The organism is Micromonospora sp. LOL_021, assembly GCF_048060215.1.
Taxonomy (GTDB): domain Bacteria; phylum Actinomycetota; class Actinomycetes; order Mycobacteriales; family Micromonosporaceae; genus Micromonospora_E.
On sequence record NZ_JBHMIN010000048.1, the window covers coordinates 1 to 12820 of the forward strand.

Genomic DNA, 12820 nt, shown 5'->3' on the forward strand with positions numbered 1-12820 from the left:
ACTCGTTCACCCGGTACGCGCAGTTGAGTAGCAGCGCCACCATCAACTGCCCGGTGGCGCGAGGATTGAGGCCGTAGCCGTCCAGGCTGTAGTCGTCCGGATCGTTCGTCGGCACGATCGGCGTGGACATAATCTGCTTCACGCCGGCGGCTTTCATCGCCGCCAGGTCGTGCAGGTCCTCGCGGGCCAACTGCATGCCGATGCCCTTGAGCCGGTTACCGGGGCCAAAATACCGGGCCCGGATCGGCACCGTGTGCATGATGAAGAAGTAGTCGCTGCGTTGTGCGGCGCTTTCCAGTTCATCGATGCTCACTTCTCGATGCGCCCAGGGGAAGACCTCGAGGTCGGCGACCTCGGCCATCAGGTCGAGCGCGGGTTGGGGAATCGGTTGGGAGACGAAGATCTTTGGCCGCATCGGCTACTCCTTGTCGAATTTGCGGAGGCTTGGGTTGTCCGACACCCGGTGCAACTGGTGCAGGGGTCACGCATCTTTTCGGAGAGCGGTTCCCCCAGCCGGAAGGCTTCACTTGTCGCGAGCGAAATGTCGCACCGCCAGGGCCGTGAAGACGACGGTGAGTCCCACGGTCCAGGCCAGGTACTGCAGGAACGACGGGAGCAGCGGACCCCCGTGGGTCAGGGCGCGGGCGGTGTCGACGACGGCCGACACCGGATTGACCCGGGCGAAGGACGCCAGCCAGTCGGGCATGCTGGCGATGGGCGCGAATCCGGAGCTCCCGAAGACGAGCGGCAACGTCGGAGTGATCAGCCAGGTCTGCGCTGTCTCGCCGTCGCGTACCGCCAGCCCGACCCAGGTCGAGAACGAGGTCACGGCCAGGGCCCAGAGCGCGATGACCGCGGTCGCCGCGACCCCACGCAGGAAGCCGGTCTCGAAACGGAAGCCGATGACCGTGACGGCGACGATCATGAGGATGGTGATCTGAATGGCACTCTTGGCCGTGTCACCCAGCGTCCGTCCGAGGAGGACCGCCGATCGCGCGATCGGCAAGGTACGGAACCGGTCGTTGATGCCAGCGTCCGCGTCGTGGGAGACCGCGACACCGGTCCTCATCGCCTGGACCATCACCGCCTGGGTGAGCACTCCCGGGATGACGTACTGCCGGTAGGGCATGCCCGAGACGGTCGCGACCTGATCGAGGACGTACGCGAACAGAACCATGTTCGTCAGCGGCTGGATCAGTGACAGTGCCATCAGCTGCCGGTTCCGCCAGAAGCTCAGCAGGTTGCGGCGAGCGATGGTTCCGATGTTCTCGATCGCGTGCGGCAGGGTGACGTAGCGCCGTATTGTGACGCCGCTGTCCGTGGACCGGCTGCGGACGGGACTCATGGATGCTCCGCCGCGGTGACGACGTCGAAGACTTCGTCCAGGGTCGCGCGGTGAACGTTGATGTCGATGAAATCCAACCCTTCGGCGTCCAGGGCACGCACGGCCGCCGCTACCGTGAAGGTGCCGGACTCGACCCGGAACCGGGCCCGGGCGGAGCCGCCGTTCACCGTGACGGTTGAGTCGTCGAGGCCGGCGGTGAGGGCGAGGGACTTCGCGGCCCGACGCGCGTCGGCGTCACTTGCGGCATGGACCTCCACGATTTCGCCGCCGTAGGCCAGCTTGAGTTCGGGCGGGGTTCCGACAGCGACGGTCCTGCCATGGTTGATCACGGTGATGTTGTCGGCGAGACGGTCGGCCTCTTCGAGGTACTGCGTGGTGAGGATGACGCAGGTGCCGTTGTCGCGGAGGTCTTCGACCACTTCCCACAGGCGTTCCCGGCTCGGCGGGTCCAGGCCCGTGGTGGGTTCGTCGAGGAAGAGCACCTGCGGTGAGGTGATCAGGCTCATGGCGAGGTCGAGACGCCGACGCATCCCACCGGAGAAGGTCCGGGCATGTCGACTGGCGGCCGAGGTCAACTCGAATCGTTCCAGGAGTTCGTCGGCCTTCGCCTTGGCGACCCGGCGGGGTTGTCTGTGCAGGCGAGCGATCAGGATCAGGTTCTCGCGTGCGCTGAGGGCGCCGTCGATCGCGGCGAACTGACCGGTGAGCCCGATGACCGACCGTACCTGGTGTGGCCGGGCGTGAACGTCGTGGCCGCCGACGAAGGCACGCCCGGAGTCGGCAGTGGTCAGCGTGGTGAGGATCCGGATGGTGGTGGTCTTGCCGGCGCCGTTGGGTCCCAGGATCGAGCCGATGGTTCCCGCTGGTGCGACGAGGTTGACGCCGTCGAGGGCCCGGAAGTCACCGAACCGCTTGCATAGATCTTCGGTGAAGACGCCCTCTTGCATGATCTCCCTCGCGAGCAACGCGGCCGCCGACGACCCTTTGTCGATTATGCATTATCGGTGGGCACAGTATGCACAGGCGCCGTGTCGCCGCGCAAGGGTGATCGGCGGGCTCGACGACCGGTCGTCGCCGCACCCGGTGAGGGACGACGTGCCAGGTCACGAGGCACTTGGCCGGTGGTTCGACGGGCGGCGGTGGCGGCGTCGACGGCTGAGCGGCGAGGCGGTCGACGCCACCGCCGCCGGTCCGCCTCCGTGTCGGAGCTGTGAAAAAAGTCGATCACGTTAACAACCTGGCCGCCAGGTTAGTAGTGCGTTACACGCCTTGCGCGACGTGCTGGTACGCACCCAGGATCGGCGCAATCGATTATGCACAACGTTGGAGGCGGAGATGGCAGCACCAACGCCGAACCTCGGGTGGGGCCTGGTCGGCACGTCCGGCTACGCCGCGCGGGTCTGCGTTCCAGCGGTCACCGAGACTCCGACCGCGCGTCTGCTCGCGGTCGCCAGCAGCAGCCAGGAGCGGGCAGCGACCTTCGCGGCCGACGCGGGGATTCCTTGCGGCTACGGTGACATCGACGCTCTCCTGGCCAACCCCAACCTCGACGCCGTCTGGATCGCCTCCAGTAGCTACCTGCACTTCGAACACGCCACCCGGGCGATCCGGCACGGCAAACACGTTCTGTTGGAGAAGCCGTTGGCACTCACCGCCAACGAGGGCTGGGAGCTGGTCAAGCTGGCCCAGGCCTCGGGGGTCAAACTCGCCACCGGCTACCAGGCACGCTACGTCCCCGGCCACATCAGGATGCGGGAGCTTGTTACCGCCGGTGCGATCGGGCGGATCGTGACCGCTCGGAGCCTCTACGGCATGCGGCGGGACTCGGCGCCGAAGACGTGGCGCGGACACAAGGAGACCGCCCGCTGGGGGGTGCTGGCCGACATCGGTACCCACCACCTCGACCTGCTCCGGATGATGCTCGGCGAGGTCGAGTCCGCCATCGGCCTCACCGCCGCCCAACGTGGGTACGAGACCGAGGATCTGGCCGTCGCGGCGCTCCGGTTCTCCGGCGACGTGCTGGCGACCCTGACCGCGACGGCGAGCTACTACCAGCCGACCACCGTCGTCGAGGTGATCGGTACGCAGGGGGCTCTCGTCGCCACCGACACGTCCCCGACCGGGCAGGGCCGGGTCGTGTTGCATCACGCCGATGGCGGCACCGAAGACATCACCGGTGAGACCCCCCACTCCGCGCAGGCGCAGCTGGCAACGGTGACAGCCGCGATCCTGGGCGAGGACGTCGCCTACGCGACGGGCGAAGACGGAGCCCGAAATCTGGACGTTCTAGAACAGATCGCCCCGGCCTGACTCCGAACCTTCTGCGGTCTCACCTACTACTACCCACATAGGAAGGTGTCACATGAGTCCACGACTCAGTCGACGTTCAATACTGGGAGCGGGTGTCGGCATGGTCGGTCTGGCGGCCACCGCCGCCTGCGGTGCCGACTCGCCCTCGCCCTCGGCCTCCCCGGGCGCCTCGCCGGGGACGCCCAGACGGGGTGGCAAGCTGCGCGTCGGCGTGATCGGCAGTTCCGGCAACATCTACGACCCGCACTTCACGTCGTCGGACACGGACCAGGGCCGTGGCCAGCAGATCGCCGACAGCCTCGCCCTTCTCGCCCCGGATCTGCCGTACCGCGCCGAGCTGGCGTTGGCCGAGTCGTTCGAGATGAACGCCGACGCCACGGTGGCGACGATCCGGCTGCGCAGCGGGGTCGAGTTCCACCACGGCAAATCGCTGACCGCCGACGATCTCATCTTCTCGCTGCAGCGCATCCTGGACCCGGACAACCCGGGCCGGGCGGCGTCCTCGCTGGCGTCGATCGACCCCAACGCCATCAAGAAGCTCGACAACCTCACGGTCGAACTCACCCTGAAGACCCCGGACTCGCTGCTGCCCACCCGCTGGGGATCGTCGCAGACGTCTATCCTCCCCACCGACTTCGACCCGGCCAAGCCGGTCGGCACCGGGCCGTGGGTCATGCAGAGCTTCCAGGCCGGCGCCCGCTCCACGTACAAGGCCTTCCCGAACTACTGGCGCGAGGGACAGCCGTACCTCGACGAACTCGAGATCATCGACTTCGCCGACAACACCCCGCGGATGGCCGCGCTTCTCGCCGGCCAGGTCGACGCGATCGACGGTGTCGACTCCACCCTGATCCCCCAACTGCCCCCCACCGGGTTCACCACGGTCATCACGAAGTCGGGCTTCTACCAACCGATCACCATGCGCGTGGACTCCGCGCCGTTCAACGACCCGAACGTCCGCCTCGCCATGAAGCTGCTCGTCGACCGCGAGCAGATGGTGCAGCAGGCGTACAGCGGCCTGGGTGAGATCGCCAACGACATGCCCTGCCCCGGCGACCCGGGCTACCCCGACCTGCCACAGCGCGAGCAGGACATCGAGCAGGCGAAGAGCCTGCTGAAGAACGCCGGCTACGAAGGGCTGACGATCACGCTCAACACGAGCGCCCAGAACGGCGGCATGGTCAACTCCGCGCAGGTCTACGCCGAGCAGGCCAAGGCCGCCGGTGTCACGGTGAACATCAACATCCAGGACGCCGCGACGTGGAGCGCCAATCACAAGGAAGACCAGTTCAAGCAGAACTACTGGGCGGCCGGCCTGGTCGGCGGGTCCTGGTCGCAGCGGTGGAGCGAGGGCGGTCGTTCCAACGAGAGCCTGTGGCAGGACGCGGAGGGCGACGAGATCTACAACCAGCTGCTGAGCACCACCGACGAAGCGAAGCAGGCCGAGTACTCCGGCCAGTTGCTGTCGAAGCTCTACGAGTCGGGACCGGACATCATCCACTCCTTCAAGAGCAACGTCGACCTGACCACCGACAAGCTCAAGGGCGTGATTCCGATGGAGTCGAACGGCTGGAACCTCGGCAGCTGGCGCTACCGCCTCATGTGGCTCGAAGGCTAGTAGAACTCCTCCTTTGACGGGCGGCGTCATGATCCGATCGATCCTGCTTCGGCGACTGATCAGCGGAGTGATCACCCTCTGGTTGATCTCCGTCGTGATCTTCGCGGTGCTGCACGTCCTCCCTGGCGACCCGCGCCTGATCGCGCTCGGCGACGAGTACACGCAGGAGCAGTGGGACGCGATGACGCGCGAGATGCAGTTGGATCAGCCGCTGCTCACCCAGTACGGAAGTTGGCTCAAGGGACTGATCACCTTCGACTGGGGCAATTCCCTCATGTCGCCGTACCCGATCTCTGAGCTGCTCGGCAGCGCCGTCTACTACACCGCGCTGCTCACGTTTTTCGTGATGATCCTGGTGATTCCGATAGCCACGGTGATCGGAGTGTACAGCGCCGTACACTCCGGTCGCCTGGCGGACAACGTCGCTTCCTTCCTGACGCTGAGCCTCGCCGCAATGCCAGGATTCGCCATCGCCGTTCTGACGATCTACTTCCTCGCCACGAACGTTTTCCGGATATTCCCAGGGTCGAGCATCTTCGACCCTAACGTCTCCGTCTGGAGTCAGCTCGAACTCTTCGCGCTTCCCGTCCTCGCCTCGGTGCTCGGGCTGATCCCGTACCCGATCAGGATGGTGCGTGCCGCCATGATCGAGGCGCTGGAGAGCGACGCCGTCATGGTCGCCCGCCTCAAGGGACTACCCGAACGCACCGTGATCTTCCGGCATGCGCTGCGCATGTGCCTCGGCCCGATCGTGCAGGCTTTCGGGCTGACGCTCGTGTTTCTCTCCGGAGGCACGATCATCGTCGAGACGGTGTTCTCGTATCCCGGGGTCGGGTACGAACTGATTCAGGGGGTCGGCCGGCGCGACTTTCCGGTCATCCAGACCCTCGTCGTGATCCTGGCCTTCTTCACCATCGTGTTGAACCTGTTGACGGACCTGGCCGTCATGATCGTCACCCCTCGCCTCAGGACGAGAATGTGAGGAACCGATGACGACAGAAGTTGTCGATCCGCCCGCTACCCCAATTGCGGTGGATGCGCGACCGCCGGCAGCACGCCAGCGCGGATTCATCCGGCGGGCACTGAAACTCGGACGGACCCGGGTAGGTATCGCGGCCGTACTCGCGGTGGTTCTCTTCGCGATCGTCGGGCCGTACTTCGCCCCGTTCTCGACCACCGAGTTCGTCGGCATACCGTTCTCCGGGCCCGGCGGCGAAGCGCTCTTCGGTACCGACCGGATCGGCCGCGACGTCTGGACGCGCTTCCTCTCGGGCGGTCGCGACCTGCTCGTCGTCAGCGCGTTCGCGACGCTCCTGGGCGTCGCCGTGGGCACCATCATCGGACTTGTCGCCGGCTACACCAAGAAGGTCGTCGACGAGACCCTGATGCGCTTCGTCGACCTGATGATGGCCTTCCCCGGGTTGGCCTTCTCACTGCTGGTCATCACGGTCGCCGGTGCCCAGACCTGGGTCCTCGTCGTCGCCGTCGGCGTCGGCCTGTTCCCGCATACCGCGCGGGTGGTGCGCTCCGCGACGGTCGGTGTCGCCGAGTCCGACTACGTCCGGTACAGCGAGGCGACGGGCACACCCACCCGCCGTATCCTCTTCTCCGAGATCCTGCCGAACATCCTCGTGCCGTTGTCGGTCGAGACCGGGCAGCGCTACACCCTCTCGCTCGGCTCCGTCGCCGGCCTGAACTACCTCGGTCTCGGCGTCAAGCCGCCGGCCGCGGACTGGGGCCTGATGATCCAGGAAAACCAGGCCGGCCTGCTCACGACGCCGATGGCGGTGCTGCTGCCGGTCATCGCGATCATCGTCGTCACCGTCGGTGCCAACCTGGTGAGCGACGGCCTCGCGGTGGCTGCGGCTGGCGCCGACGGCCGGTGAGCGGCGCGTGGAAAGGAATGCAGCAGTGAGTCCCAGCGGCAGCATGTGGAAGGGAGTGGGGCAATGAGCGACGAGTCACGGTCCGACGGGTCGGACCTGCCCATCGGCCCGCCCGACGCGACCAGGGTCCCGCGCTACGCCGGACCGGACACCTTCGCCCGGCTGCCTCGTCTGCAGGACGTCTCCCGCGCCGACGTGGCGATCCTCGGCGTGCCGTTCGACAGCGGCGTCTCGTACCGTCCCGGCGCCCGTTTCGGGCCGCAGGCGATCCGTGCGGGCTCCAAGTTGCTGCGCAGCTACCATCCGGCGCTCGACGTCGAACCGTGGAAGGTGCTGCAGCTCGCCGACGCCGGAGACGTGGCGGTCAACCCGTTCGACATCGAGGAGGCCGTGGCCGAGGTACAGGTCGCTGCGACGGCGCTCTACCACCAGGTATCCAAGATCGTCACGATCGGTGGCGACCACACGATCGCGCTACCGTTGCTGCGCGCGGCGCACGCCCAGCACGGGCCGATCTCGCTGGTGCACTTCGACGCGCATCTGGACACCTGGGAAAGCTACTTCGGCGCGAGGTACACGCACGGCACACCGTTCCGGCGGGCCGCAGAGGAGGGCATCCTCGCCCTGGACAGCTCCGCGCACGTGGGAATCCGCAACTACGTCTACAGCCCACACGACTTCAGCGAGGATCGGCGGCTGGGCTTCGCCATCGTATCGACGCTGGACATCGCGCGCCGTGGCGTCGACGACGCGATCGACCGCGTACGCGACCGGGTAGGCGGCCATCCCGTCTACGTCAGCATCGACATCGACGTCCTGGATCCCGCACACGCCCCGGGGACCGGCACGCCGGAGCCGGGTGGCCTGACCACCCGGGAGCTTCAGCTCATCCTCCACGGGCTGGTCGGCCTGAACATCGTCGGCGCCGACATCGTCGAGGTGTCACCGGCGTACGACCACGCGGAGCTGACGTCGATGGCCGCTGCGGTAGCCGCTTTCGAACTCCTGGCGATGTTCGCGAAGGCCAAGCCATGACCGACGAGATGCCCGCTGGCACCGGCGACCACGTACTCGACGTCCGTGGCCTGACCGTCACGGTCGACGCCCGCGAGCCGTACGACATCGTGCGGGAAGTCGACTTCGGACTGCGGGCCGGTGAGGTTCTCGGCCTGGTGGGCGAATCCGGCTCGGGCAAGACGACGCTGGCGCTGTCGCTACTCGGCTTCGCACGGGACAATCTGATCCTGTCCGGCTCGGTCAAGGTGGCCGGCGTCGAGATGGTCACGGCCACCGAATCGGCGAGGCGAAGCGCCCGTGGGCGGGTGATCTCCTACGTACCGCAGGATCCGATGTCGGCCCTGAACCCGGCGCTGCGGATCGGCACGCAGCTGGCCGAGACCATGGGCGAGTCGCGCTGGCTCCGCAGATCGGCCGACTGGGACCGGATCCGGCACCTGCTCGAGCGGGTCAAGCTGCCGGCCACAAAAGAGTTCCTGCGGAGGTTTCCACACCAACTCTCCGGCGGACAGCTGCAGCGGGTCACCATCGCGATGGCGATGCTCAACCGGCCGAAGGCCATCGTCTTCGACGAACCGACCACGGGCCTCGACGTCACGACGCAGGCAGCCGTACTCGACACGATCCGCGATGTCATCGCTGAGGAGGGGGTCGCCGCCGTCTACGTGACGCACGACCTCACGGTCGTCGGCACGATCGCCACCAGGATCGCCGTCATGTACTCCGGACTGGTCGTCGAGGACGGCCCGGCGGACGAGATGCTCACCGCCTCGGCGCACCCCTACGCCCGCCGACTCATCCTCGCCACGCCAACGGTCGACCAGCGCCGCAAGCTGGTCGGGATCGCGGGGACGCCACTGAACCCGAAGGAGCGCGGCACCGGCTGCCCGTTCGCGGCCCGCTGCGATTTGGTCGTCGACGAATGCCTCGTGGCGACGCCCGAGCCCGTAGCGGTCGGGCTCCGACACACGTCGCGGTGCTGGCGGTCGGACGTTGTGCTGGCGGCCAGCTACGCCCGCCCCGAGGACACTGGTCCGCAGTGGACACCACCGGAACGCCGCGAGCCCGGGCTGCTCTTCGTCCGCAATGTCGACATCAGCTACGGCAGGCGCTACGACGAGAACCGGGTGCTGTTCGGTGTCGACCTGACCGTGCGCGAGGGCGAGTGTGTCGCGCTCGTGGGCGAGTCCGGCAGTGGCAAGACCACCCTGGCCCGCGCGGTCAGCGGCCTGCACAAGGAAGCTGTCGACGGCCGGCTCCACTACGACGGCCAGCGTATGCCGTGGCCATCCGGATCCCGGACGAAGGCCGCCCGCCGCGAGATCCAGTACATCTTCCAGAACCCGTACGGCTCGCTGAACCCGCGCCACACGATCGGCCGGATCATTACCCGGCCGCTGGAGACCTTCGGGATAGTCAAGGGGGCGGCGCGACAGCGCGAGGAGGTGCGCCGGCTGCTTGCCCAGGTCTCCCTTCCCGCCGACTACGAGACGCGCTACCCGGCGCAACTCAGCGGCGGTGAGCGGCAGCGCGTCGCGATCGCCCGCGCGCTCGCTGCCCGGCCCCGGGTGTTGATCTGCGACGAGATCACCTCCGCCCTGGACGTCTCGATCCAGGCGTCGGTACTCGAACTACTGGTGAGATTGCGGGTCGAGGAGAACCTCAGCCTGCTGTTCATCACACACCACATCGGTGTCGTGCGCGCCATCGCGGACTCGGTCGTCGTGCTGCAGAACGGTGTGGTCGTCGAGGTCGGCTCGGCCGACCAGGTCCTGGAAAGCCCGCAGCACCCGTACACCGAGATGCTGCTCCGCGACACCCTCGTCATGCCCGAGACCGCCAGCCTGGAGGCCGGCGGTACCACCGCGGTCTGCGGGTAAGTTCCATTCGGCGTACGGCCGATCGTCAGTCACTGGCGACCGGCGGCCACCCCGGCGTACGTCGCCTCGGTCCGACCGGCAGGCACAGGGTGGCCAGCCCCGCGAGCGCCATGGCCACGGCGGAGAGCACGAGGGCCGGCACGATGCCGAGGCCGGTCGCCGTGAGGCCCCAGCCGACGGCGCCGACCGACTGGCTGCCCATGCGTACGGTCTGGTACAGGGCCATGATCCGCCCTCGGATCGGATCTGGCGCCGTCAGGGCCATGGTGGCCGCCAGTGGTGTCTGTATGACCATCCAGGTGACGCCGAAGACGAACAGAGCCACCGCGGCGCCGATCAGGTCCTGGACCAGTCCCAGTGCGCCGAGCGCACCCGCCGAGGCCGCCCCGCCGACCAGCAGACTCGTGTTGTCACTCGCCCGCCGGCGGATGCCGGTCAGGAGCAGGGCGCCGAATACGCTGCCGGCACCGGCGGCCGCGAGGAGCAGTCCGTACCCGGTGGCGTCGACGCCGAGGCGCAGGGTCGACACCGAGGGCAGCAACGCCCAGACGGCGCTCGACGGGATGCCGATCAGCAACGAGTGCACCAGGATTCGGCGGACCAGCGCGGAGCGCCGGACGAAGACCATGCCTTCGACGAGCGCGCGCCGCAGAGCCGGGCGGGTTCTGGCCGGTTGGCCGGGGACCTTGTAGAAGCAGAGCACGACGACGAAGACCAGGTAGGAGAACGCGTCGAGCACGAACACCGTCGACGGTCCGGTCAGGGCGACGAGCAAACCACCGAGCACCGGGCCCAGCACCCGGGCGATGTTGAGGTTCACCTGGGCGAGGGCGACGGCGGAATGCAGCAGGGGCGGGGTGACGAGTTGCGGCACCAGGGCCTGGAAGGCGACCGTCGACAGCGCCGATCCGAGACCGAGCAGCAAGGTGTAGACCAGTAGGGCGGTGGGGCTGAGCCAGCCGAGCAGGCTGGTGACCGCGAGCGCCAGACCCACCAGGGTCTGGAACGCCTGGGACGCGAGCAGGAGCCAGCGCCGGTCGACGAAGTCGGCGATCGCGCCGATGGGCACCGACAGCACCAGCACCGGCATCCGCGCCGCCGCCACCACCAGCGCCGCGAGCAGTACGGCGTTGGCATGTCCGACGATCACCCACTGTGCACCGACGGTGTGCATCCAGTTGCCCATGTCGCCGGCGAACTCGGCGAGCCACAGCGCCCGGAACACCGGGACGGACAGCGCGGCGAACGGGCCGGGCCCGCTGTCCGTCTGGGTGCGGGCCGTCTGCCGTCTGCCGGGCAGCACCAGCCGTGGGCCGGGCCAGTTCACCAGGTTCGCTTCGGGTCGGTGGCGGGGAGTGCCGGTTCTCTCGCCGCAGGGGCGGCCCGGGCGAGCAGGACCGACAGCCCGTACGCACCGACCAGGCCGAGCAGGCAGAGGCCGACCATCGCGTACATCCCGATGGCGAACGAACCGGTCACGTCCTTGACCTGCCCGAGCCCGAAGGCGAAGCTCAGGCCGCCGATGTTGGCGCAGAGGTTGGACCAGCCGCTGGTCAGGCCGGCGGTGCGCACGCCGAGCACCCTGATCGGGATCTCGAACAGTGGTCCGAAGTAGAACTGGAGGAAGATCGCCTGTACCAGGACCACCACGACGACGACGGGCAGCGAGCGCGCCGAGACCAGGGCCACGATGGTCGCGGTGAGCACTGCCAGCGAGAAACCGATCACCAGGGCGGGGCGCCGCAACCGGTCCGAGACGTGCCCGCCGAGGAAGTTCGACGGCGCGGTCACGACCGCCGCCGCGGCAACCAATAGGCCCGCCGTGTGCAGGGAGAATCCCTTTTCCGCGATGAGGTACGTGGGCAGCCAGAAACTCAGGCCGTTGACCACCGAGTAGCGGACGAACTGCACCCCGCCGGCTACCCACATCACCGGGTGGGCGAGCAGGCCGGGCAACTCCCGCAGCCGTACGTAGGAGTCGCGTTGTCGGGTCGGGCCGGGACTACCGGCGCGCCAGTACAGCGCGGTGACCCCGAGGCCGAGCAGGGAGAAGCCCACGAAGATCCATCGCCACCCGACGTGGCCCACCAGCGCGGGACCCGCCAAGCTCAGCAGGATGTTCGAGGAAAAGCCGCCGGCCACGTAGAGCCCGAGCGCGGTGGCTCGCCGGTGCGCCGGGAACTCATGGGTGATGAGCAGCAGTCCGGGGGCGAAGACGAACGCCCGGGCCAGGCCGGAGAGTGCCTGGTTGACGAGAAGGAGGGTGAAGGAGTCCACCAGGGCGAAGGTGAGGGAGCAGAGGTTGAGACCGACCAGCCCCAGCACGAACAGCCGCTTGGGGCCGAACCGGTCCGCCAGGTATCCCGCCGGCACCTGCATGGCGGCGAACACCAGCAGGGAGACCGCGCCGAGGGTGCCGGCCTGGCCGAAGGTCAGCCCGACGTCGTCTCGGATCAGCGGCAGGAACAGGGCGATGCCGCCGAGCGAGAAGCCCTGCGTGCTCTGGCAGATCACGATGAGGGCGATCGCCCACACCGACACCGAGGTTCGGGTCGCCGCCGATGCGGGATCGACCTGCGATTGCGGTGCGATCACTTCACGTGATTTCAACGCGTGTCCCCACCCGTGACACCACATCTACATTGGATGAATCCGGCGACATGGTGCCTCTTTGTCTCCCTCGTCCGGTCGGCGTGGTGGCGCTACGTACTATAGATTGTGCATAATCTTGAGCATCCACCACCCGAAGGTGATCCGACAAGGG

General features: G+C 67.7%; 11 protein-coding genes. 6 read left to right on the forward strand and 5 right to left on the reverse strand.

What is annotated here, in order from left to right:
• The 3 genes from ACFHWT_RS24745 to ACFHWT_RS24755 all read right to left on the reverse strand — a co-directional run.
• A partial coding sequence (locus tag ACFHWT_RS24745) for a hypothetical protein (RefSeq protein ID WP_416597090.1) occupies positions 1-415 on the reverse strand: 415 nt, incomplete at its 3' end.
• Positions 416-523: 108 nt separating this feature from the next.
• Positions 524-1345: an ABC transporter permease gene (locus ACFHWT_RS24750; RefSeq protein ID WP_416597091.1), complete on the reverse strand. Its 822-nt coding sequence runs from the start codon at positions 1343-1345 to the stop codon at positions 524-526.
• Positions 1342-2292: an ATP-binding cassette domain-containing protein gene (locus tag ACFHWT_RS24755; protein ID WP_416597092.1), complete on the reverse strand. Its 951-nt coding sequence runs from the start codon at positions 2290-2292 to the stop codon at positions 1342-1344. Before ACFHWT_RS24755 ends, ACFHWT_RS24750 begins: the two co-directional genes overlap by 4 nt.
• A gap of 388 nt (positions 2293-2680) precedes the next feature.
• On the opposite strand from ACFHWT_RS24755, the gene ACFHWT_RS24760 reads away from it, so the two are divergent.
• From ACFHWT_RS24760 to ACFHWT_RS24785, 6 genes are all read left to right on the forward strand, one after another.
• A complete protein-coding gene (locus tag ACFHWT_RS24760) occupies positions 2681-3655 on the forward strand; it encodes a Gfo/Idh/MocA family protein (protein WP_416597093.1) in 975 nt (324 codons plus the stop codon).
• A gap of 100 nt (positions 3656-3755) precedes the next feature.
• Positions 3756-5273 carry an ABC transporter substrate-binding protein gene (locus tag ACFHWT_RS24765; protein ID WP_416597094.1) on the forward strand — a complete coding sequence of 506 codons (1518 nt, stop codon included), beginning with the start codon at positions 3756-3758 and terminating at the stop codon, positions 5271-5273.
• Between the two features lie 28 nt (positions 5274-5301).
• Positions 5302-6255 carry an ABC transporter permease gene (locus ACFHWT_RS24770; RefSeq protein ID WP_416597095.1) on the forward strand — a complete coding sequence of 318 codons (954 nt, stop codon included), beginning with the start codon at positions 5302-5304 and terminating at the stop codon, positions 6253-6255.
• Positions 6256-6304: 49 nt separating this feature from the next.
• Positions 6305-7159 (forward strand): ABC transporter permease, encoded by an 855-nt coding sequence (locus ACFHWT_RS24775; protein ID WP_416597096.1) that lies wholly within the window; start codon positions 6305-6307, stop codon positions 7157-7159.
• Between the two features lie 63 nt (positions 7160-7222).
• Complete coding sequence (speB, locus tag ACFHWT_RS24780) at positions 7223-8194, forward strand: agmatinase (RefSeq protein WP_416597097.1); 972 nt, start codon at positions 7223-7225, stop codon at positions 8192-8194.
• A complete protein-coding gene (locus ACFHWT_RS24785) occupies positions 8191-10056 on the forward strand; it encodes a dipeptide ABC transporter ATP-binding protein (protein WP_416597098.1) in 1866 nt (621 codons plus the stop codon). The genes speB and ACFHWT_RS24785 overlap by 4 nt, the downstream gene beginning before the upstream one ends.
• A gap of 25 nt (positions 10057-10081) precedes the next feature.
• On the opposite strand, the gene ACFHWT_RS24790 is transcribed toward ACFHWT_RS24785, so the two are convergent.
• Both ACFHWT_RS24790 and ACFHWT_RS24795 read right to left on the reverse strand, forming a co-directional pair.
• Complete coding sequence (locus ACFHWT_RS24790) at positions 10082-11383, reverse strand: MFS transporter (protein WP_416597099.1); 1302 nt, start codon at positions 11381-11383, stop codon at positions 10082-10084.
• Positions 11380-12651, reverse strand: a complete 1272-nt coding sequence (locus ACFHWT_RS24795; protein ID WP_416597100.1) for an MFS transporter — start codon at positions 12649-12651, stop codon at positions 11380-11382. The genes ACFHWT_RS24790 and ACFHWT_RS24795 overlap by 4 nt, the downstream gene beginning before the upstream one ends.
• Positions 12652-12820 lie beyond the last annotated feature (169 nt).

Bases quoted from the DNA above. Each gene is read 5' to 3' on its own strand.
- ACFHWT_RS24750 (WP_416597091.1), bottom strand. From the start codon at position 1,345: ATGAGTCCCGTCCGCAGCCGGTCCACGGACAGCGGCGTCACAATACGG.
- ACFHWT_RS24755 (WP_416597092.1), bottom strand. From the start codon at position 2,292: ATGCAAGAGGGCGTCTTCACCGAAGATCTATGCAAGCGGTTCGGTGAC.
- ACFHWT_RS24760 (WP_416597093.1), top strand. From the start codon at position 2,681: ATGGCAGCACCAACGCCGAACCTCGGGTGGGGCCTGGTCGGCACGTCC.
- ACFHWT_RS24765 (WP_416597094.1), top strand. From the start codon at position 3,756: ATGGTCGGTCTGGCGGCCACCGCCGCCTGCGGTGCCGACTCGCCCTCG.
- ACFHWT_RS24770 (WP_416597095.1), top strand. From the start codon at position 5,302: ATGATCCGATCGATCCTGCTTCGGCGACTGATCAGCGGAGTGATCACC.
- speB (WP_416597097.1), top strand. From the start codon at position 7,223: ATGAGCGACGAGTCACGGTCCGACGGGTCGGACCTGCCCATCGGCCCG.
- ACFHWT_RS24785 (WP_416597098.1), top strand. From the start codon at position 8,191: ATGACCGACGAGATGCCCGCTGGCACCGGCGACCACGTACTCGACGTC.